The organism is Xanthobacter sediminis (assembly GCF_043195015.1).
Lineage (GTDB): Bacteria > Pseudomonadota > Alphaproteobacteria > Rhizobiales > Xanthobacteraceae > Xanthobacter.
Genome location: NZ_JBAFWH010000007.1, coordinates 1 through 19,633, shown reverse-complemented (window position 1 = coordinate 19,633; position 19,633 = coordinate 1). Strand labels below are relative to the sequence as shown.

At 70.6% G+C, this 19,633-nt stretch carries 19 protein-coding genes; 9 read left to right on the top strand and 10 right to left on the bottom strand.

The window, feature by feature from the left end; genetic code table 11:
* The first annotated feature begins 1 nt into the window (after position 1).
* Positions 2-1,171 carry an ABC transporter permease gene (locus V5F61_RS10925; protein ID WP_393988189.1) on the top strand — a complete coding sequence of 390 codons (1,170 nt, stop codon included), beginning with the start codon at positions 2-4 and terminating at the stop codon, positions 1,169-1,171.
* A 119-nt stretch (positions 1,172-1,290) separates the two neighbouring features.
* Here the strand turns inward: V5F61_RS10925 and V5F61_RS10920 are convergent, their stop codons facing one another.
* The 3 genes from V5F61_RS10920 to V5F61_RS10910 all read right to left on the bottom strand — a co-directional run bounded on the left by V5F61_RS10920 (position 1,291) and on the right by V5F61_RS10910 (position 3,188).
* Positions 1,291-1,737 (bottom strand): RrF2 family transcriptional regulator, encoded by a 447-nt coding sequence (locus V5F61_RS10920; RefSeq protein ID WP_393988159.1) that lies wholly within the window; start codon positions 1,735-1,737, stop codon positions 1,291-1,293.
* 69 nt (positions 1,738-1,806) lie between these two features.
* On the bottom strand, positions 1,807-2,430 hold the full coding sequence (locus tag V5F61_RS10915; protein ID WP_393988160.1) for a septation protein A: 624 nt from the start codon (positions 2,428-2,430) through the stop codon (positions 1,807-1,809).
* A gap of 86 nt (positions 2,431-2,516) precedes the next feature.
* The gene (locus V5F61_RS10910; protein WP_393988161.1) at positions 2,517-3,188 is read right to left on the bottom strand and encodes a biosynthetic peptidoglycan transglycosylase; all 672 of its coding nucleotides are present in this window, start codon (positions 3,186-3,188) and stop codon (positions 2,517-2,519) included.
* 116 nt (positions 3,189-3,304) lie between these two features.
* On the opposite strand from V5F61_RS10910, the gene V5F61_RS10905 reads away from it, so the two are divergent.
* The 3 genes from V5F61_RS10905 to V5F61_RS10895 all read left to right on the top strand — a co-directional run bounded on the left by V5F61_RS10905 (position 3,305) and on the right by V5F61_RS10895 (position 8,210).
* On the top strand, positions 3,305-4,279 hold the full coding sequence (locus V5F61_RS10905; RefSeq protein WP_393988162.1) for a polyprenyl synthetase family protein: 975 nt from the start codon (positions 3,305-3,307) through the stop codon (positions 4,277-4,279).
* 37 nt (positions 4,280-4,316) lie between these two features.
* Positions 4,317-5,699, top strand: a complete 1,383-nt coding sequence (locus V5F61_RS10900) for a flavin monoamine oxidase family protein (RefSeq protein WP_393988163.1) — start codon at positions 4,317-4,319, stop codon at positions 5,697-5,699.
* 417 nt (positions 5,700-6,116) lie between these two features.
* Entirely contained in the window at positions 6,117-8,210 is a 2,094-nt protein-coding gene (locus V5F61_RS10895) for a methyl-accepting chemotaxis protein (protein ID WP_393988164.1), read from the top strand.
* 64 nt (positions 8,211-8,274) lie between these two features.
* Here V5F61_RS10895 and V5F61_RS10890 read toward each other — a convergent pair whose 3' ends face one another.
* Positions 8,275-8,970 carry a sulfite oxidase-like oxidoreductase gene (locus tag V5F61_RS10890; protein ID WP_393988165.1) on the bottom strand — a complete coding sequence of 232 codons (696 nt, stop codon included), beginning with the start codon at positions 8,968-8,970 and terminating at the stop codon, positions 8,275-8,277.
* A 238-nt stretch (positions 8,971-9,208) separates the two neighbouring features.
* On the opposite strand from V5F61_RS10890, the gene trxA reads away from it, so the two are divergent.
* Positions 9,209-10,144, top strand: a complete 936-nt coding sequence (trxA, locus tag V5F61_RS10885; protein WP_393988166.1) for a thioredoxin — start codon at positions 9,209-9,211, stop codon at positions 10,142-10,144.
* A gap of 26 nt (positions 10,145-10,170) precedes the next feature.
* Entirely contained in the window at positions 10,171-10,839 is a 669-nt protein-coding gene (locus tag V5F61_RS10880; protein ID WP_393988167.1) for an LON peptidase substrate-binding domain-containing protein, read from the top strand.
* Positions 10,840-10,898: 59 nt separating this feature from the next.
* Here the strand turns inward: V5F61_RS10880 and V5F61_RS10875 are convergent, their stop codons facing one another.
* Positions 10,899-11,246: a hypothetical protein gene (locus V5F61_RS10875; RefSeq protein WP_393988168.1), complete on the bottom strand. Its 348-nt coding sequence runs from the start codon at positions 11,244-11,246 to the stop codon at positions 10,899-10,901.
* 27 nt (positions 11,247-11,273) lie between these two features.
* Between V5F61_RS10875 and V5F61_RS10870 the strand changes: the two genes are divergently transcribed.
* On the top strand, positions 11,274-12,374 hold the full coding sequence (locus V5F61_RS10870; protein ID WP_393988169.1) for an RluA family pseudouridine synthase: 1,101 nt from the start codon (positions 11,274-11,276) through the stop codon (positions 12,372-12,374).
* Positions 12,375-12,483: 109 nt separating this feature from the next.
* Entirely contained in the window at positions 12,484-13,467 is a 984-nt protein-coding gene (gene rpoH / locus V5F61_RS10865; protein WP_393988170.1) for an RNA polymerase sigma factor RpoH, read from the top strand.
* A 114-nt stretch (positions 13,468-13,581) separates the two neighbouring features.
* On the opposite strand, the gene V5F61_RS10860 is transcribed toward rpoH, so the two are convergent.
* The 4 genes from V5F61_RS10860 to V5F61_RS10845 all read right to left on the bottom strand — a co-directional run bounded on the left by V5F61_RS10860 (position 13,582) and on the right by V5F61_RS10845 (position 16,212).
* Positions 13,582-14,046: a DUF1178 family protein gene (locus V5F61_RS10860; protein WP_393988171.1), complete on the bottom strand. Its 465-nt coding sequence runs from the start codon at positions 14,044-14,046 to the stop codon at positions 13,582-13,584.
* Positions 14,043-14,927 carry a carbon-nitrogen hydrolase family protein gene (locus V5F61_RS10855; protein WP_393988172.1) on the bottom strand — a complete coding sequence of 295 codons (885 nt, stop codon included), beginning with the start codon at positions 14,925-14,927 and terminating at the stop codon, positions 14,043-14,045. Before V5F61_RS10855 ends, V5F61_RS10860 begins: the two co-directional genes overlap by 4 nt.
* Positions 14,928-15,101: 174 nt before the next feature.
* Positions 15,102-15,356 carry a glutaredoxin 3 gene (gene grxC / locus V5F61_RS10850; protein ID WP_393988173.1) on the bottom strand — a complete coding sequence of 85 codons (255 nt, stop codon included), beginning with the start codon at positions 15,354-15,356 and terminating at the stop codon, positions 15,102-15,104.
* A 67-nt stretch (positions 15,357-15,423) separates the two neighbouring features.
* A complete protein-coding gene (locus V5F61_RS10845) occupies positions 15,424-16,212 on the bottom strand; it encodes a ComF family protein (protein WP_393988174.1) in 789 nt (262 codons plus the stop codon).
* Positions 16,213-16,361: 149 nt separating this feature from the next.
* On the opposite strand from V5F61_RS10845, the gene mutL reads away from it, so the two are divergent.
* Positions 16,362-18,266, top strand: coding sequence for a DNA mismatch repair endonuclease MutL (mutL, locus tag V5F61_RS10840; protein ID WP_393988175.1), 1,905 nt, complete (start codon positions 16,362-16,364; stop codon positions 18,264-18,266).
* Positions 18,267-18,768: 502 nt separating this feature from the next.
* Here mutL and V5F61_RS10835 read toward each other — a convergent pair.
* On the bottom strand, positions 18,769-19,557 hold the full coding sequence (locus V5F61_RS10835; RefSeq protein ID WP_393988176.1) for an inositol monophosphatase family protein: 789 nt from the start codon (positions 19,555-19,557) through the stop codon (positions 18,769-18,771).
* Positions 19,558-19,633 lie beyond the last annotated feature (76 nt).

The window sequence follows — 19,633 nt, the reverse complement described above, 5'->3', positions numbered from 1 at the left end:
GATGCCCGTTCACGCCCCCCCGCCCCGCGGCCTGAAGGCCCGGCTCGCCGCCCGCGCCGGCAACGTCTGGCAGCTCCTCGTCAAGGAGCTCATCAGCCTGTGGCGGGACCGGGCGCTGCTGATCCTCGTGCTCTATGCCTTCACGGCGGCCATCTACATCCAGGCCAACGGCATGAAGCACGACCTCAACCGCGCCACCGTGGGCGTGGTGGACGAGGACAATTCGGCCCTGTCCCACGCCATCCTCGACGCACTGCTGCCGCCGCGCTTCCAGCCGCCGGTCTCGCTGCAGCCCGGCGAGGTGGACAAGGGCATGGACGCCGCCCGCTACACCTTCGTGCTGAACTTCCCGCCGGATTTCCAGGCGGACGTGCTGGCGGGCCGAACGCCCACGGTGCAACTCCTCATAGATGCCACCGCGCTCATGCAGGCGGGCCTCGGCGCCACCGACATTTCCGGCATTTTCCTGCAGGAGGTGAACCGCTTCGTCTCCCGCACGGGGCGGGACGTGGCGACGCCGGCGGAGCTGAAGATCAGGGTCGCCTTCAACCAGGGGCTCGAATCCTCCTGGTTCACGGGCACCATGGGGCTCATCACCAATGTCACCATGCTCTCGGTGCTGCTCGCCGGGGCGGCGCTGATCCGCGAGCGCGAGCACGGCACGCTGGAGCACCTGCTGGTGCTGCCGGTGCGCCCGTCCGAGATCATGCTGGCGAAGATCCTCGCCAACGGCGCGGTCATCCTGGCGGGCACCGCCTTTTCCATCGTGGTGGTGCTGAAGGGGGTGATGGGGATGGAGATCGCCGGCTCGGTGGGGCTGTTCCTGGCGGGGACCGCGCTTTACCTGTTCTTCTCGGCGGCGCTGGGCATATTCCTCGGCACCCTTTCGGGCTCCATGCCCCAGTTCGGGCTGCTGTTCTTCCTGGTTGTGCTGCCCATGAACATGCTGTCGGGCGGCTTCACGCCGCTGGAGAGCATGCCCCAATGGCTGCAGGCGGCCATGCAGGCCTCGCCCTCCACGCAGTTCGTGGCGTTCGCGCAGGCCATCCTCTATCGGGGGGCGGGCATGGAGACGGTGTGGCCCCGCTTCCTCGCCACTTTCGCCATCGGCATGCTGTTCTTCTCGGTGGCGCTGGTGCGCTTTCGCCGGTTTCTGGCCGCCCAGCAGTGAGTAGCGGGCGCGCGCGGGATCACGCCTAAGGCCCGTGAGCTTTTCTCAGGCGCCTTCAGCGCCGCGTGGCATTCGGGCGAAGCCCGCCTGCCGCCGGCCAAAGGCCGGGGCCGATGTTCTCAGATGTAGTCCACGAAGGATGTGAGCGCCTCGTGGGAGAGATCGCGCATCTGGGCGAGGGTGGTGGTGTCGAGCACGGTGCCGATGGCGTCGCGCACCCGCACCATCATGAGCCGCACCTCGCAGGTGGTCACGTCGCAGTCCTCGCACGGCTCGTAGGCGTTGCGGCTGGCGCAGGGGAAGGGCGCGAGCGGTCCGTCCAGGGCGCGGATCATGTCGCCCACCAGGATGTCCTCGGCCGGCTTGGCGAGGCGGTAGCCGCCGAGCTTGCCCTTCTTGCTGGCCAGGAAGCCGGCATTGCGCAGCTCGCCCAGGATCACGTCCAGGAACTTCTTGGGGATGTTGTTGGCCTCGGCGATGTCGGCCACCTGGGTGGAGCCGCCCGCCGGCAGGCGTGCCAGATGCACCGCCGCCTTCAGCCCGTATTTGCCCTTTTTCGTCAGCATTCCACGCCCTCTGGTCGGCTTATGGGGATCGCGGGCACGCCCGTCAACAGGCTTGGGTCCCGCCGGCCGTCAATTCTGCCGCGGAAGACTCTCCGCGCCGTCCTTCAGCTCGTAACGCGACATGAGCGGCGCCTGGGCCATGGCGAAGGCCAGGGTGAGCGGCAGGTAGCCGAAGGTCTTGAAGGCGACCCAGGTATCGGTGGAGAAGCTGCGCCACACCACCTCGTTCACCACCGCCATCACCAGGAAGAACACGCCCCAGCGAATGGTGAGCGCCCGCCAGCCCTCGTCGGTCAGCTTCACCATGCCGTCGAACACATAAGGCAGCAGCGGCTTCCTGGCGACGAGGCCGCCCAGCAGCAGCAGCCCGAAGGCGGCGTTCACCATGGTGGGCTTCAGCTTGATGAAGTGGTCGTCCTGCAACCACAGGGTCAGGGTGCCGAACACCAGCACCACCGCCGCCGACACCAGCGGCATCACCGCGATCCGCCGGGCGAGCACCCACATGGCCGCGAGGGCGGCGAAGGTCGCCACCATGAAAGCGCCGGTGGCCACATAGATGCCGCCATAGGCGTTGGCGGCGAAGAACAGCACCAGCGGACCGACCTCCAGGCCGATCTTCAGCAAGGGGCTCATGGGCGGGCGGGACGGGGCCGCGGCAGAGGTGTCGGGCGAGGGCGCATCAGCAGGCATCGGGGGCGGAGTCTCCTTGGCGCCCATGTGGCGACAAAAGACGGCACAATCAAGCTCCCCGCCTCACCGTGCGCCATTTTGGGGGCTCAATCGCGCAGGTGGAGGCAGGCGATCATGTCCGCCGCCTCGCGCGGCACGCGCGCCTCCAGCCGGGCTGCGAGGCGCTGCATGCCGGGGCCGGGATTGCCGGCGCTGCGGCGCAGGGGGTTGGGCAGCATCACCGCGAGCAGCGCCGCCTGTCCGGCGCCTACCCGCGCGGGCGACAGGCCGAACGCCTCGCGCGAGGCCGCCGCCACGCCGAAGGTGCCATCCGGCCCCCATTCGGCGATGTTGAGGTAGATTTCCATGATGCGCCGCTTGCTCATGACGAGGTCGAGCCACAGGGCCAGCGGGATTTCCAGCAGCTTGCGGGGCACCTCCGGGCGTTGCCACAGGAACAGGTTCTTCACCACCTGCATGGTGATGGTGGAGGTGCCGCGCAGGTCCTCCAGGTCGTCCGCCTTCTCCGCCACGTTGCGCATCTCGGTGATGTCGATGCCGATGTGGCTGCAGAAGCGCGTGTCCTCCGAGGCCACCACCGTGCGCACCAGCGTGGGCGACATCTGCGAGATGGGCGTCCAGATCCGCTCCACCCGCTGCCCGGTCGCCAGCCGGTAGAGCATGAGCGTGGAGGCGGGATTCGCGAAATTGTAGAGCACCGACAGCGTCAGCGGGATGGCGAGGAGCGCCAGGCAGAGCTGTGCCAGGAAACGGATCATGGAGCCTCCTCCCGCGCGGGCCGGTGCATCGGTGCCACAGGCGCCCCCGCCCGCGTCTTGACCTTGCCCCCTGGTTGGGGCACCCCGGTCGATGCGTCAACCGGGTGGCGGCGCGCATGGTTTCCCACCGGCGCCGCGCGGCCCGTCCTGTCCGAAGGTTCCCCGTGACCACCTCCCTCGCCCTCCGCCTCGATGCCGCCGCCGCCGTGACCGAGGCGCGCCTTGCCGCTGCCCTCGCCGATGTCGCCCTTCCGGGGGAGGGGGAGCGGCCCGTGCGCCTGCTGGCGGCCATGCGCCACGGGGCGCTCGGCGGCGGCAAGCGGCTGCGCCCGTTCCTGGTGATCGAGGCCGCGGCCCTGTTCGGCCTGTCCTCCGTCCAGGCGGTCACAGCGGCGGCGGCGGTGGAATGCGTGCACTGCTATTCCCTCATCCATGACGACCTGCCCGCCATGGACGACGACGACCTGCGCCGCGGCCGCCCCACCGTCCACCGGGCGTTCGACGAGGCCACCGCCATCCTCGCCGGCGACGGGCTGCTGACCTTGGCCTTCGACCTCCTGGCGGGGGAGGACGCCCACCCCGAGCCGCGGGTGCGGGTGGAGCTGGTGCGCATGCTCGCCCGCGCCGCGGGGCTCGGCGGCATGGTGGGCGGGCAGATGCTGGACCTCGCCGCCGAAGGCCGCTTCGACGGCGGCGAACCGCTTGCTCTGCCGGCAGAGGAGATCCGCCGGCTCCAGGCCATGAAGACCGGCGCCCTCCTGCTGTTCTCGGCCGAGGCCGGGGCGGTGCTGGGCGGGGCGGATGAGGGGGAGCGCGCCGCGCTCGCCGCCTATGGCCGCGCCCTCGGCGCTGCCTTCCAGATCGCCGACGACATCCTGGACGTGGAGGGCACGGCCGACGCGGTGGGCAAGAAGGTGGGGAAGGACGAGGCGGCCGGAAAGGGCACCCTGGTTTCCCGGCTGGGCCTCGTGGAGGCGCGCGTCGTGCTCGCCGCGCTGGTGCGCGATGCCGAAGACGCCCTGGCACCGTTCGGCCCGCGCGGCACCATCCTCAAGGCGGCGGCTCGCTTCGTGGCGGAGCGCAAGAGCTGAGCGCGGCCTCTCGCACGGCGGCGGGCGGCGTGCTAGCGTGCGCGCCGTGTCCACGCTCTCTCCCGATCCGTTCCGGCGCGCCCTCGGCCGCCCGCTCGACCGCCGCCGCCTGCTGAAGGCCGGCGCGGCGCTGGTGCTCGCCGGCGTGCCCTACGCCGCCCTCGGGCAGACCGGCCAGCCGGACGTGGTCGTCATCGGCGCCGGCGCGGCCGGCATCGCCGCCGCCCGCAAGCTGGCCGAGGCCGGGGTGAGCTACACCCTCATCGAGGCCTCCCGCCGCGTGGGCGGGCGCACCTTCACCGATAGCCAGCCGTTCGGCGTGCCGCTCGATTTCGGGGCGAACCGGCTCGATTTCCCCGCCGCAACCCCGCTGCCCACCCTCGGCCGGGCGGCGGGCTTCGATCTTTCCCCCGCGCCGGAGGCGGGGCGCCTCTATCTCGGCGGCAAGGAGGCGCGGGATCCGGAATACGAGGAGTTCGTGGGTGCGGTGCGCCGGGCGGAGCGGGCCATCGTGGCGGCGGGGGATGCCGGGCGCGACCTGCCGGCGGCCCGCGTGGTGCCGGACCTCGGCCCGTGGTCGGATGCCGCCCGCTTCGTGGTGGGCCCTTTCCTGCGCGCCAAGAACCTCGACGCCATCTCCACCGTGGACGTGGCCCGCGCCGAGGATCGCGGCCGCGCCGAGGTCTGCCGCCAGGGCGTCGGTGCCCTGGTCGCGAGCCTCGCGGCGCCGCTGGCGGTTCAGCTCGATTCCGCCGCCCGCTCGGTGGAGCTGGGCGGTCGGCGCGCGGTGGTCACCACCGGCCGGGGCAACGTCGTCGCGCGCTATGTCATCGTGGCGGCGCCGCCCAGCGTCATCGCCGCCGGCAAGCTGCGCATTCCCCAGCTTCCGGCCCGGCAGCGGGCGGCGGTGGAGCGCGTCACGCTCGGCAGCTTCGACCACATCGTCTTCGAGTGGCCGGGCGCGCCCGCGGGCTTTCTTCCGGACGAAACCGTCTATTTCCGCATTGAGGGGTCCCAGGGCTACGCGCTGCGTACCCGCCTCGCCGGCACGGCGCTCTACAGCCTCGATGTGGGCGGCGCCTTCGCACAGCAGCTTGAAAGCGCCTCGCCGCAGGGCGTGCGCGCGGTGCTGGCCGAAGCCATCGGCCGCGAGTTCGGCGCCGACGCGGCCCGGCGCATCGGCCGCGTGCACAGCACGGCCTGGGGACGGGAACCGTTCGCGCTCGGCTCCATGTCGTGCGCCCAGCCGGGCGCCGGCAACATGCGCCGCGCCTTCCTGGAGGTGGTGGCCGGCCGCCTCGTCTTCGCGGGCGAGCACGCCCACGAGACCCTGTGGGGCACGGTGAGCGGGGCATGGCAATCGGGTGAGCGGGCGGCAGTGCAGGTCATCGCCCTGCTGAACGGCGAGAAGCAGGGCTGAGCGCGGGCGCTTCAGGGCGCCGTCGGCGGTATGAAGCAAAGGCCTGTCGCGACGTGGCCTTCGCCCGTGGCGTCACGCTGCTCATCCCATTCGGACCCGGCGCGGAAGAGTGGGCTGCCTTCAGCTCCGTCTTCGCGCGCGTCTGCGGCTTCATTCGCGTCGAAGTCGCACATGCCGTTGGGGAAGAAGAGGCGACGTCAATGTCGCCATGGGTCCGGAGCCGAAGTGTTCAGCCCCGGCGGTGCTGCGGCTTTCTGGCAACTTCGGATTGTAAATTTCGGCGGCGGTTGCCGTCGTTTCAAAGAATAGATCCTGAGCCGGGAAGCGAAAGCTTCATCTGTTTGCGACGCGTGAGTCGGTCGCAAGCCCCAGGCCAGCCCCGCGCCCTACCTCGATAGTAGGGTGGGGGCGCAAGACATGAACTTCTCGATCAAGACGACGCTGATCGTCCTATTTTCGGTTATCGCTGCGATTCTGGCGGCCATCAGCCTCAGTTCGCTCATCTCCGCATACAGCCGGAACCAGAGTGCTGAAGCCGCCGCGAGCTACGTGCGTGTGGACCAGAGCCTGTTCAGCGCCTATTCCGCCTATCGCGTGGAGCGCGCGGACGTAGGCTCGGTGCTGCCCCTGCCGGCGGAGAAGGCGCAGCCGGTCATCAGCAAGATGATGGAGCGTCGCGCCGTCGCCGATAAGGGCCTGAGCGAGGCTCTTGCGCAGCTCAATGAGATTGGCCAGCCGGTGGCGAAAGCGGCTGCCGAGCGGCTGGGCACGGTGGTCTCGGCCATCAATCGGCAGCGCTCCGAGGTCGACGCGGCGCTTCAGCTCCCCGTCGAGGCCCGTGACACTCAGCTTGCCGGCCGCGTGATCACACAATCCCTCTCCATTCTGAGCCAGCTCGAGCAGACCACAGATGCCGTCGAGCGCGAGATCCGCGGGCTTGAGCCCAGCCTGCTGCGCTTCATCGTGCTGCGCTCCGCCGCAGGCACCGCGCGCGTCGCGGCCGGTGACGCCTCCGTCCTCATCAGCGCGGCGCTGCGCACCAAGACCGCATTCACGGCGGCCAAGAGCATCGCTGTAGCCGAGCAGAACGCAAAGGTGCAGACGGCGTGGAACGAAGTGCAGTCCATGTCCAGCGGCTCCGACATTCCGGAAACGCTGAAGGTCGCTGTCGCCGCCGCCGAGCAGGCCTATTTCTCAGGTGATATGGCGAGCCTGCGTCAGAAGCTGACCGAGGAGCTCTCCGCGGGCACGGTGCCCAGCATCGACACTGAATTGTGGCGCTCGAAGTCCATCGCTTCCCTGGAAAGCCTGGCTGCCGTGGGTCTGGCCGCCATGGATAGCCTCGCCGACGAGGCGGGCGGCATCGCCACCCATTCCTGGTACACATTGCTGTCCTATGCCGGTCTGCTGGTGCTGGCGCTGGGCGTTGGGGGCGTGGGCCTCGTCGTGGTCATCGACCGGGTCACGCGCCCGATCTCCCGTCTCACGTCCGCCATGGAGGCGCTCGCCGGGGGGCAGCTCTCCATCGACATCCCCAACACCCAGCGCCGCGACGAGATCGGCGGCATGGCGAAGGCGATGCTCGTCTTCAAGCAGGAAATGGCCCGCAATGCCGCGCTCGAGGCCGAGGCCGGCGCAGCCCGTGAGAGGGCCGAGGTGGAGCGCCGCGAGAGCATGCTGAAGCTTGCCGGCGAGTTCGAGAGCGTGGTGGGCGCCATCATCGGTGGCGTCGCCTCCGCATCCAGCCAGCTGCACGGCACCGCCCGCGCCATGGCCGAGGCCGCGCGCCGCACGTCCGAGCAATCCACCGCCGTCGCCGCCGCCGCCGAGCAGGCCTCGACAAATGTGGTGATGGTGGCGTCTTCCGCCGAGGAGCTGGGCTCGTCGGTGGATGAGATCGGCCGTCAGGTGCAGCAGTCCGCCCAGATGTCCGATGTGGCGGTCACCGAGGCGGAGAAGACCGGAAAGGTGATGCAGGACCTCGCCCAGGCGGCGTCGCGCATCGGCGATGTGGTGGGCCTCATCTCCAGCATTGCCGGGCAGACCAATCTGCTCGCCCTCAACGCCACCATCGAGGCGGCCCGCGCCGGAGATGCCGGCAAGGGCTTTGCCGTGGTCGCCTCCGAGGTGAAGGCCCTCGCCACCCAGACCGCGAAGGCGACGGAGGACATCGAGAGCCAGATCGGCGCCATCCAGACCAGCACCAGGCAGGCCGTGCAGGTCATCGAGAGCGTCGGCGGCCAGATCCGCAAGATGAACGATGTCGCCTCCAGCATCTCCGCTGCGGTGGAGGAGCAGGGCGTCGCGACACGCGAGATCGCGCGCAACGTCGATCAGGCCGCCACCGGCACCAATACCGTGAGCGCGCACATCTCCAAGGTGGCCCAGACCGCCGACGAGACCGGTGATTCAGCCGGTCACGTGCTTTCCGCCGCCGCCGCCCTCTCCGACCAGGCCACCAAGCTCGAAACGGAGATGCGGCGCTTCCTGAAGACGATCCGGACGGCGTGAGCGAACCCGTGCGCCGGCCCTGGGCGCCGGGGCCGGCGCAGCGGGAAGCCGGCGCGCCAGGGGGCTAGTCGTCCGAATAGCGCTCCTCGGCCCAGGGCTCGCCGCGCATATGGTAGCCGCGCCGCTCCCAGAAGCCGGGTCGGTCGGCGGTTAGGAACTCGATCTTGCGCAGCCACTTGGCGCTTTTCCAGAAATAAAGGTGCGGCACCACCAGCCGCGCCGGCCCGCCATGGAGGCGTGTCAGCGGCGCGCCTTCCCAGGAATGGGCGACCAGGGCCTGCGCATCGGCGAAGTCTTCCAGCAGCAGGTTGGTGGTGTAGCCGTCGTGGCTGCGCAGCATCACGGCGCGGGCCTCGGGCCTCGGGCGCACGAGGTCGAGGAGGGTGCGGGTCGAGACCCCCGCCCACGCGTTGTCGTAGCGCGACCAGGTGGTGACGCAGTGGATGTCACTGACGAGGCGGCTCTGCGGCAGGGCGAGGAAGGCCTCCCAGTCCCAGGAGGCGGGGGCCTCCACCGCGCCGGTGACATCGAGCCGGAAGGCTTTGAGCGGCACCTCGGGCTGTTCCCCGAGGTCGAGCACCGGCCAGTCCTGCACCAGGTGCTGGCCGGGCGGCAGGCGCGCCTTTCCGGGCGTCGCGGGGGCGCCGGTGATGAAGCGCCGCTCCTCGGCCCAACGGGTCTTGGTGGTGGTCAGCTTGGTGGGCACGGCCGGTCCCGCCCCGGCGGGGGAGGGGAGGTCTTCGCCGGTCTTTTCGCTCATGAGGGCGGCTCCTGAGGAGGCGACGTCTGGAGAGGTGATCCTGATCGACTATAGTCTATCATGCGGGTGGCCGATGCGGCATCGCCCGTCCGCGCGGCGGCGCTGGCAGGCTTTGGGATTACGCTCGGGCGGGGAACAGGCTAGAAGGCGGGCGAGGCGATTGCGCCGCGCCGCTCGCGCCCCATCTATGGGCGAGGCGTGGCCGCGGGGTCGCGGGCAGGGATCGAGGAGCCGGAACATGCTGTTCAATCAGCCGGGCGCCAGCGGCGCGGCAGCGGGCACGGGCAATGGCGGGGCGGCCCCCGCCGGTGACATCATCGATGTCACCACCGAGAGCTTCATGAAGGACGTCATGGAGGAGTCCAAGCACCGCCCGGTGCTGGTGGATTTCTGGGCGCCCTGGTGCGGCCCCTGCAAGAGCCTCGGCCCGCTGCTGGAGAAGGTGGTGAAGGCGGCCAAGGGCAAGGTGCGCCTTGCCAAGATGAATATCGATGATCATCCGATCATTCCCGGCAAGCTCGGCATCCAGTCCATCCCCACCGTTTATGCCTTCGTGAACGGCCAGCCGGTGGACGGCTTCATGGGCGCCCTGCCGGAAGGGCAGGTGAAGGACTTCGTGGACCGCCTGACCGGTGGCGACGAAGGCGACAATCTGGCCGAGGTGCTCGCCTCCGCCGAGGCGGCGCTGGCGGAGAACGACTTGGCCGGCGCGGCCGAGATCTTCGCCGCGGTGCTGGGCGAGGATCCGGCGAATCTTGCGGCCCTTTCCGGCCTCGTGCGCACCCAGGTGCAGGCCGGCGCGCTGGAGCAGGCCAAAGCCACCCTCGCCACCGTGCCCGCCGACAAGGCCGGAGACCCCGCCATCTCGGCCGCCCGCGCCGCGGTGGAGCTGGCCGAGCAGGCGGCGTCCCTGGGCGACCTCGCGACGCTTGAGGCCAAGGTGGATGTCGATCCCACAGACCACCAGTCGCGGTTCGAGCTTGCCCTGGCGCTGAATGCCCGCGGCCGGCGCGAGGATGCGCTCATCCACCTGCTCGACATCGTCAAGCGCGATCGCGCCTGGAACGAGGATGCCGCCCGCAAGCAGCTCCTGCAGCTGTTCGAGGCGTGGGGCCCGACCGATCCGCTCACCCTTTCCGGCCGCAAGAAGCTGTCGGCGATCATGTTCGCCTGAAGGCGCCCACCGAGGAAAACTGCCCCGTGGCCTCCAACACGTCATATCTGTCGCCGGCGGACCTGCCGCCGGTGATTCCGGTGTTTCCGCTCACCGGCGCCCTGCTGCTGCCGCGGGCGGAACTGCCGCTCAACATTTTCGAGCCGCGCTATCTCGCCATGGTGGACGCGGCGCTCGGTGGCGCACGCCTCATCGGCATGGTGCAGCCGGACGAGGCGGCGTCCGCCACCACGCACGGCCCCGCGCTGCACAAGGTGGGCTGCCTCGGCCGCCTGACCGAGTTCAGCGAGACCGGAGACGGGCGCTATCTCATCACCCTCACGGGCATCTGCCGCTATCGGATCGTGGAGGAGCTGGACGTCACGACCCCCTACCGGCAGGTGCGCATCGACGCCGCGCCGTTCGCCTCGGACTTCGCGCCGGCCGGCGAGGCGGAGGTGGACCGCAGCGCGCTGCTGGAGGCGCTCGCCGCCTTCCTCGACGCCAACAAGCTGGAAGCGGACTGGGACGGCATCCGCGAGGCGGGCACCGAGATGCTGGTGAACACCCTGTGCGTCATGTCGCCCTACGGCGCGCTCGAAAAGCAGGCGCTGCTGGAGGCCGAGACTCTGAAAGCACGCGCCGACATGCTGGTGGCCATCACCCAGATGCTGCTGGCCCGCATGCCGGGGGACGGCGAGGGCTCCCTGCAATAGCGCAGCGCGGCCTTCTCCTTCCGCGGCATTGCCTGGAGGGGAGGCCGGTGCCGGATGCCTCAGGGCTCCGCGGCGAAGCGCAGGCGGCCGGCGGGGGAGAGGGTGCGCAGGTCGAAGGTGCGCAGCTCCGTGGCGCCGTTGACGTCGAGCACCACCAGCACCACGTCGCCGGAAACGGCGGTGGAGGTGATCTTCGCGCCCTTCGGCAGCAAGGCGGTGACCTCGCCGGTGGCGAGCGGCTTGCCGCGCATCATGCGATAGCTGATGACACCCAGCACCGCGGCCACGCCCAGCACCATGATGAGCATGGACACGCTGGAGAAGCGCCGGAACTTGGAGATGACCCGCTCCTGCTCCGGCGTCAGCGCCTCTTCGGGGGTGTCGGACGGGGGCGGGCGGTGGAACATGAGCGACCTTTGGCGGACCTGTGTTGAATGAAGAAGACCGACGCACGCATCATGGACGAGAACGTCGCGGACGACATCCTCGACGTTGAGCTCGACACAGCCGCCGATGCCGGACCGGCCCCTGAGCTTACCCTGGCGGCGGAGGCCGAGGACCAGGGCGCACGGCTCGACCGCGTGCTCGCCCGCCTCGCGCCGGACCTCAGCCGCACCCGCATCCAGCGCCTCGTGGCCGAAGGCCGGGTGCGCTGCGGCGGGCGTGTGGTAGGCGACGCGGCCGGGCGGGTCAATGCCGGCGACATCTTCACGGTGCTGCTGCCGCCGCCCGAGCCGGCCGAGCCGGTGGCCGAGGACATTCCGCTCGCGGTGGCCTACGAGGACGCGCACCTCATCGTCATCGACAAGCCGGCGGGCCTCGTGGTGCACCCGGCGCCGGGCCATGCCTCGGGCACGCTTGTGAACGCGCTGCTCCACCATTGCGGGGAAAGCCTCTCGGGCATCGGCGGGGTGCGGCGGCCGGGCATCGTCCACCGCATCGACAAGGACACCTCCGGCCTGCTGGTGGTCGCGAAATCCGACAAGGCCCACCAGGGCCTCGCCGCCCAGTTCGCGGACCATGGCCGCACCGGCCCGCTGGAGCGGGCCTATCTCGCCTTCGTGTGGGGCGTGCCGGACCCGCGCGGCACGGTGGAGGCGCCGCTCGACCGCCATCCCACCCACCGCCAGAAGATGGCGGTGCGCGCCGGCGGGCGGCACGCCATCACCCACTGGGAGGTGCTGGAGACCTTCGCGGGCGCGGACGGTACGCCGGTGGCGAGCCTGCTGGAATGCCGGCTGGAGACGGGCCGTACCCACCAGATCCGCGTCCATATGGCGCATGCGGGCCATCCGCTCCTGGGCGATGAGGTCTATGGCCTGGGTTTCCGCACCAAGGCGGCGCGGCTCGACGCGGAGGCGCGGGCGCTGCTGCAGCGCCTTAACCGCCAGGCGCTACATGCCGCCCGGCTGGGCTTCGCCCATCCGGTGACCGGCGGGCACCTCTCGTTCGAGAGCCCGCTGCCGGCGGATCTCTCCGCCCTTCGCGACGCATTGTCGATTTCGCACTGCACTCGCGTCGACGTGAGGGATTGAAACCTATTCCCCGGCGAATGTGTTCTGTATGGTTGAGAGTTGCGGCGGGCGACACGCGGCCGCGCGCGGCTGCCCGCCTTGGGGGTCGCTGGAACGGGAGGAAACCTCCATGGCTCAGGCCAAGACCATGACCATCCCCTCGGCCGAGGGGGGGCTGACACGGTACCTCGAAGAAATCCGCCGGTTTCCCATGCTGGAGCCGCAGGAGGAATATATGCTCGCCAAAAGCTGGCGCGAGCACGGGGACCGCGAAGCCGCTCACAAGCTGGTGACGAGCCATCTGCGGCTCGTGGCGAAGATCGCCATGGGCTATCGCGGCTATGGCCTGCCCATCTCGGAGGTGATCTCGGAAGGCAATGTGGGCCTCATGCAGGCGGTGAAGCGTTTCGAGCCCGAGAAGGGGTTCCGCCTCGCCACCTATGCCATGTGGTGGATCCGCGCCTCCATCCAGGAATACATCCTGCGCTCGTGGAGCCTCGTGAAGATGGGCACCACGGCGGCGCAGAAGAAGCTGTTCTTCAATCTGCGCAAGGCCAAGAGCCAGATTTCCGCCCTCGAGGAGGGCGACCTGCGGCCCGACCAGGTGGCGCAGATCGCCACCAAGCTCGGCGTGAGCGAGCAGGACGTGGTGGACATGAACCGCCGCCTCGGCGGCGATGCTTCCCTCAACGCCCCCATCCGTGAGGATTCCGAGGGCGGGGAGTGGCAGGACTGGCTGGTGGACGAGCGCCTCGACCAGGAAGAGCAGCTCGCCGAGAGCGAGGAGCTGGACAACCGCCGTGCGGCCCTCGCCGGCGCCCTGTCCGTGCTCAACGAGCGTGAGCGCCGCATCTTCGAGGCGCGCCGCCTCTCCGATGACCCGATGACCCTGGAGGACCTCGCAGCCGAGTTCGGCGTCTCGCGCGAGCGGGTGCGCCAGATCGAGGTGCGCGCCTTCGAGAAAGTGCAGAAGGCGGTGATGGACCGCATGCGCGTCACCGAAGGCGACGTGGACGACGAGGTGCCCCTTTCCGAAGGGAAGGCGCCGAGCCCGGCGGGGAAATCCGCCTCCGGCAAGGTGGCGACGGGCAAGGCCGCTCCGGCGCCGGTCTGATCCGGGGTCGGGCGCGACGGGCTGCGCGGCGCGTGAGCGCCTTGCGAGACAAGCGGTTTGCCGGGGAAATGGGTGAACGCGCCTTTTGGGGCGTAGGAGTTCTGCCGCCGCGCCTCAGTTCCGTTCATCGGGCAGGAGCGGCAGGGGAAGTACCTCGATCTCGTCCTCCCGCAGGGACTTGACCTCCTCTCGCGTCGCTTCCCCGTAGATGGGGCGATGCTCCACCTCGCCCTCGTGCATCTTGCGGGCGAGATCGGCGAACGCGTCGCCCACGTAATCTGAATTGTTCACCACGTGCTCGCGCACCTTGCGCATGAGGTTGCGCAGCGCTGTCTCCGGCTCCGACATCAGGGCGAGGGAGGCCGCCTCCGCCTCGGGCGCCGGCTGGGTCGCCGCGGGGGCGGGCATCTTGTCGGTGCGCGCCACCGCCGGCGCCATTATGGCCTTCTCCACGCCGGCGGAGCCGCACACGGGGCAGGCCACAAGCTGGCGCGCGCGCTGGCCCTCATAGCTGGACGACGAGGGGAACCAGCTCTCGAACCGGTGTCCCTCGGCGCACTGCAGCGTGTAGAGGATCACGAGGCGCTCCCGACCACGTGCAGCCGCCCGGAAGGCTGGCTGTCGGCCACCTCGAAGCGGCGGCCGTTGGCGAGGGAGGGAATGCGCGCGCGGGCCGAGGCCACTTCCTTGAGGTCGATTTCCGCCAGCAGCACGCCGGGGTCGGTGCCGCCCTCGGCGATGACGCGGCCCCAGGGGTCCACCACCAGGGAATGACCGTAGGTGTCGCGCCCGTTCTCGTGGCGCCCGCCCTGGGCGGCGGCCAGCACATAGGCGCCGTTCTCGATGGCGCGGGCGCGCAGCAGCACGTGCCAGTGGGCCTCGCCGGTGGGACGCGTGAAGGCGGACGGCACGGTGAGCACCTTGGCCCCGGCCTCCGCCAGCGCGCGGTAGAGCGCGGGGAAGCGCAGATCGTAGCAGATGGACAGGCCGACGGGGATGCCGTCCACATCGGCGGTCACCGCCCGCTCGCCGGGGCGGTAGGCGTTCGATTCGCGATAGCTCTCGCCGTTGCCGAGGTCCACGTCGAACATGTGGATCTTGTCGTAGCGGGCGGAAATCTCGCCCTCGGGATCGATGAGGAAGGCGCGGTTCACGGCCTTGGTGTCGGAAACCTTGAGGGCGAGAGAGCCCACGTGCAGGTGAATCTTGAGCTCGCGCGCCAGCTCCCGGAGGCCGGCGAGGGTGGCATCGTCCGCCTCCTGCGCGAGCAGCGAGAACAGGCGCTCGCGGTCGAGCTCCATGATGTTGGTGGTCTCGGGCGTCTGCACATAGCGCGCGCCATCCCCCGCCGCCGCGCGGATGAGGGCCGCCGCCGCATCGAGATTGCCGGCGGGATCGCGGCCGGTCCGCAACTGCACCAGGCCGACGCGCAGGGTTTGGGCGGTGTCGAGGGAAGTCATTCAGCTTGCCTTCGCGATCCGGCGGGCCGCAGCGCGCCTGGTGTGCGGACATGGCCGGGGCAACGCCCCATCCTCATGCAAGATAGTGAGAGCCTTCGCTTTTTGCACGGGGGGCGGCGCCTGGGCCCGATCACATCCCGAAGGGGGCGGCGCGCGGCGCCGCCGCCGGGGCGCTCAGGCAGCCAGGGGGTCGAGCTCGCCGGCGCGGTCGAGGGCATAGAGGTCGTCGCAGCCGCCCACATGGGTGTCGCCGATGAATATCTGGGGCACCGTGGTGCGCCCGCCGGCACGCCGCGACATTTCCTGCTGGCCTTCGGCGTCGGTGGTCACGTCGATCTCGGTGAAGGTCCAGCCTTTGCGGCGCAGCAATTCCTTGGCGGAATGGCAATAGGGGCACCAACTCTTGGTGTAGATCTCAATCGGCTTCATGGGGCGTCACATTCGGGGCCTGTGGGACGGCGGGAGCGCCGTCATGAAAGTGACGTATCATAAGGCTTCAGGGGAAGTCGACAACACGCGCGAACGTGAGCGCGGCCGCACCGGCGCGCCGCAGCGCGCGGGCACAGGCGTCGAGGGTGGCCCCGGTGGTGTAGACATCGTCCACCAGCAGCACGCGCCGCCCCGGCAGTTCCGATGCTGCATCGCCGCACGGGGCGAAGGCATCGGCCACGTTCTCCCGCCGCTCGCGGCGGCCGAGCCGGGTCTGCGAGACGGTAGCGCGCCGGCGGCGCAGCACGTCGGTGCGCACTGACGGGCCACCGGGAGGCGCGAGGCGGCGCGCCAGAACGGCAGCCTGGTTGAAGCGCCGCCGCCACAGCCGCAGCGGATGCAGCGGCACGGGCACGATGAGGTCTGCCTCGGCGATCAGTTCGCGCCCGGCGAGCGCCATCAGCCGCGCCATGGGCACGGCCGCCTCCATCCGGTCCGCATACTTCAGGCAGTGCACCAGGTCGCGCCCGCCATGGGTGAAGAGCACCGCCGCGCGGGCGCGGTCGAAGGCCGGCGGGTGGGCGATGGCCTCGGCGGAAAGATGGGGAGGAGCGCTCCCCGCCTCGTCGTCGGGGCTGCGGGGGAAGGGCAGGCCGGTGCGCGCGCAGAAGGGTGGCGTGATGAATTCGAGCGCACCCCAGCAGGCCCCGCACAGGCCGCCGGCATCCGCCGTCACCTTCCCGCAGACGACGCAGGTGGGCGGCAGCGCGAGGCCGATGAGCCCCAAGCCCAGGCGCCGCGCGGCCTGCAGGAGGCGCGGGGCGTCGGGTGTCGGTTGCTCGGAAGGTTCGTCCATCAGGTCCGGTGTCGGCGCGGGTCCGTGCGGGATGATGCTCGCGCCGCGCGGGCACTGTAAAGCCGGGGACGGCGCCCGGCGTCCGCCCGCTCGCCGCCGTGATCCGCGCTACAATCTGCGCTCCCCTTTATCTGAGTCGCCCGGTGCCCATGACCATCCGCCGCCTGCCTCCCGTGCTGATCGACCGCATCGCCGCCGGCGAGGTGGTGGAGCGCCCGGCCGCCGTGGTGAAGGAGCTCATGGAAAACGCCATGGATGCTGGAGCCCGCGCGGTGGAGGTGGTCATCCGCGGCGGCGGGCGCGATCTCGTGCGCATCACCGACGACGGCAGCGGCATGGGGCCGGACGACCTCGCTTTGTGCGTGGAGCGCCACGCCACCTCCAAGCTCGCGGGGGAGGACCTGCTCGCCATCTCCACCCTCGGCTTCCGGGGCGAGGCGCTGCCCTCCATCGGCGCGGTGGCGCATCTGTCCATCGCCAGCCGCCCGAAGGGCGCGCCCCACGCCTTCGAGGTGCGGGTGGACGGCGGGGTGGTGACGCCGCCGCGCCCGGCCGCGCTGGGGGAGGGCACGCGGGTGGAGGTGAGCGACCTGTTCTTCGCCACTCCCGCGCGGCTGAAATTCCTGAAATCCGACCGGGCGGAGACGGCGGCGGCGGTGGATGTGGTGCGCCGCCTCGCCCTGGCGCGCCCGGACGTGGCGGTGACGCTGGTGGCCGAGGACAAGCCGGCGCAGGTGTGGCCCGCCCGCGCGCGTGATGCGCAGGGGCGCGCCGCGCGCCTCGCCGACGTGCTGGGCGCCGAGACCGGGCGCAATGTCATCCCCGTGGAGGGGGAGCGCGGCGGCGTGGTGCTGGAGGGGCTCGCCGGCCTGCCCAGCTATTCCAAGGCCAATTCCCTCAGCCAGTTCCTGTTCGTGAATGGCCGCCCGGTGCGCGACAAGCTGCTGATGGGCGCCATCCGCGGCGCCTATGCGGATCTGCTGCCCTCGGACCGCTACCCGGTGCTCGCGCTGTTCTTCTCCCTCGACCCGCGCGAGGTGGACGTGAACGTGCACCCGGCGAAGACCGAGGTGCGCTTCCGCGACGGCGGCAACGTGCGCGCGCTTATCGTGCGCACCCTCACCGATGCCCTGGCCGCGCGGGTGCCGCGCACCGCCGGCACCATCGCCGACCGCCTGGTGTCCCTCGCCCGCGCGCCGGAATTGGAGGCGGCCCCCGCGCTGCCCGGCGCCCCGGCGCGCCCCGCCTTCGCGCCCGGCGCCTGGACGCGGGCGGAGGCCGTGCCGCGCGGCGGCTATGACTGGCGCACCTCGCCCGCCCGCCCGCCGGAGGCGCCCTCCGGGGTGGATGCCGTTGCCGAGGCGGCGCGCGGGGCCTATGCGCCCGGCGTGCCGGCGCAGGGCGCCTTCGACATCGCGCCTCCCTCGGCGGATGCGCGGGCCGACGCGGCACCGGTGGAGCCCGGCGACCTCGATCGCCCGCTGGGCGCCGCGCGAGCACAGCTGCACGAGACCTACATCGTCGCCCAGACCCGCGACGGGCTGGTGCTCGTGGACCAGCATGCCGCTCATGAGCGGCTGGTCTATGAGAAGCTGAAGGCGGGGCTCGACCGCGAGGGTGTCGCCCGCCAGGGCCTGCTCATTCCCGCTGTGGTGGATCTCGACCCGGCGGAGGCGGAGCGGCTCGCCGAGAAGGCGTCCGATCTCGCCGCTTTGGGCCTGGCGGTGGAGCCCTTCGGCCCCGGCGCGGTGCTGGTGCGCGAGGTGCCCGCCTTGCTGCGAGGTGCCGACGTGACGAAGCTCGTGCGTGACCTCGCCGAGCACGCGGCCGAATGGGACGACGCGCTGCCGCTGGAGCGGCGCCTGCTGCATGTGGCGGCGACCATGGCCTGCCACGGCTCCGTGCGCGCCGGGCGTCGGCTACGGGTCGAGGAGATGAACGCGCTGCTGCGCGAGATGGAGGCGACCCCCAATTCCGGCGAGTGCAACCACGGCCGCCCCACCTTCGTCACCCTCTCCCTCAAGGACGTGGAGAAGCTGTTCGCCCGGCGGTGAGGGATGCGGCGGTGAAAGCCACGACCCATCGGTTTCGCCGCTCCGCTCCGGTGCGATGCGGTGCCGGGGAGCATTTGCAAGCGGAGTAGATACCGGTGCGCGTGAAGAAACGCGTTGTATCAATGGTCTATAGCTGTTCCCGCGATCTGGGGTGAGCGGAAACAGTTCCAGGTTCTGCTGGCTCTTCCATGGATGGGAAGGAGCTGCGTGGCAGGTGTGCTGGTGGGGGCAGGGCGTTCGTCTGTCTACCCGCTTCGCGCCCGTCGGCCGCATCGCGCCTCGATGATTGTCGGTCTTGCCTGCCGCCTGTGAGGGGCGCGATGCTACCCTGCCGCTCGTAGGGAGGCGAGGAAATGACTTCGGGGGAAGGGCCTTAGGGTCGCCGGTTCCGGTTCTTGGCCGCAGCGGAGCGAGGCTGGTTCCATCGCCGCGCCGCCTTCCCAAGGGCCCGTCGAGCCGGGCCCCAGGGCTTCGGGCATCAAGACGGGGCCGGCCGTCCCGCTCAGGCGCTCTTGAGCAGGCGCAGGAGGTCGCGGTGGATCAGCTCGTTGCCGGCGAGCACGTCGCCCTTCTCCAGGGCCTTGTCGCCGCCGTCCATGTCGGAGGCGAAGCCGCCGGCCTCGCGCACCATCACCAGCCCGGCCGCCATGTCCCAGGAGGCAAGCTTGCGTTCCCAGAAGGCGTCGAAGCGCCCGGCCGCCACCCAGGCGAGGTCGAGCGCCGCCGAGCCGGTGCGGCGCAGGCCCGCGACCTGCTTCTGCACTACGGCGAGCTCACGGTTGAACTGCTCGTGGTCGCCGCGGCCCATATGCGGCAGGCCGCAGCACACCACGCACTCGGCCAGCTTGCGGCGGCCGGCGACGCGCAGGCGCCGGTCGTTCAGGTAGGCGCCCTGGCCGGACTCGGCCACGAACAGCTCGTCGGTGGCGGGATTGAATATGACGCCCGCCATGGGCACGCCGTTGCGCAGCAGCGCCACCGAGATGGCGAACATGGGAATGCCGTGCAGGAAGTTGGTGGTGCCGTCGAGCGGGTCCACCACCCATTCGTTGGCTTCGTCCGTGCCTTCAACCCGGCCGCGCTCCTCCATCAGGAAGCCGTAGGCGGGGCGCGCCTTCGACAGCTCGGCGAACAGCACCTCTTCCGATTTGCGATCGGCGGCGGAGACGAAGTCCGCCGGGCCCTTGGTGGAGACCTGGAGCTGCTCCACCTCGCCGAAATCGCGGATGAGGGCGCGGCCGGCCTTGCGGACGGCCTGGACCATGACGGTGATGAGCGGCGAGCGGATCATGCGGGGGACTCTGGAGTAGGGGGCCGGCGATGCGGCAAGGCGGAGCCGGGCCGAAGCAGCCGGACTGTCGTGCCGA

What these genes read in the sequence shown, in the direction of transcription:
- V5F61_RS10925 (WP_393988189.1), top strand. Translation starts at nt 2, where the DNA reads ATGCCCGTTCACGCCCCCCCGCCCCGCGGCCTGAAGGCCCGGCTCGCC.
- V5F61_RS10920 (WP_393988159.1), bottom strand. Translation starts at nt 1,737, where the DNA reads ATGCTGACGAAAAAGGGCAAATACGGGCTGAAGGCGGCGGTGCATCTG.
- V5F61_RS10915 (WP_393988160.1), bottom strand. Translation starts at nt 2,430, where the DNA reads ATGCCTGCTGATGCGCCCTCGCCCGACACCTCTGCCGCGGCCCCGTCC.
- V5F61_RS10910 (WP_393988161.1), bottom strand. Translation starts at nt 3,188, where the DNA reads ATGATCCGTTTCCTGGCACAGCTCTGCCTGGCGCTCCTCGCCATCCCG.
- V5F61_RS10905 (WP_393988162.1), top strand. Translation starts at nt 3,305, where the DNA reads ATGGTTTCCCACCGGCGCCGCGCGGCCCGTCCTGTCCGAAGGTTCCCC.
- V5F61_RS10895 (WP_393988164.1), top strand. Translation starts at nt 6,117, where the DNA reads ATGAACTTCTCGATCAAGACGACGCTGATCGTCCTATTTTCGGTTATC.
- V5F61_RS10890 (WP_393988165.1), bottom strand. Translation starts at nt 8,970, where the DNA reads ATGAGCGAAAAGACCGGCGAAGACCTCCCCTCCCCCGCCGGGGCGGGA.
- trxA (WP_393988166.1), top strand. Translation starts at nt 9,209, where the DNA reads ATGCTGTTCAATCAGCCGGGCGCCAGCGGCGCGGCAGCGGGCACGGGC.
- V5F61_RS10875 (WP_393988168.1), bottom strand. Translation starts at nt 11,246, where the DNA reads ATGTTCCACCGCCCGCCCCCGTCCGACACCCCCGAAGAGGCGCTGACG.
- V5F61_RS10870 (WP_393988169.1), top strand. Translation starts at nt 11,274, where the DNA reads ATGAAGAAGACCGACGCACGCATCATGGACGAGAACGTCGCGGACGAC.
- rpoH (WP_393988170.1), top strand. Translation starts at nt 12,484, where the DNA reads ATGGCTCAGGCCAAGACCATGACCATCCCCTCGGCCGAGGGGGGGCTG.
- V5F61_RS10855 (WP_393988172.1), bottom strand. Translation starts at nt 14,927, where the DNA reads ATGACTTCCCTCGACACCGCCCAAACCCTGCGCGTCGGCCTGGTGCAG.
- grxC (WP_393988173.1), bottom strand. Translation starts at nt 15,356, where the DNA reads ATGAAGCCGATTGAGATCTACACCAAGAGTTGGTGCCCCTATTGCCAT.
- V5F61_RS10845 (WP_393988174.1), bottom strand. Translation starts at nt 16,212, where the DNA reads ATGGACGAACCTTCCGAGCAACCGACACCCGACGCCCCGCGCCTCCTG.
- mutL (WP_393988175.1), top strand. Translation starts at nt 16,362, where the DNA reads ATGACCATCCGCCGCCTGCCTCCCGTGCTGATCGACCGCATCGCCGCC.
- V5F61_RS10835 (WP_393988176.1), bottom strand. Translation starts at nt 19,557, where the DNA reads ATGATCCGCTCGCCGCTCATCACCGTCATGGTCCAGGCCGTCCGCAAG.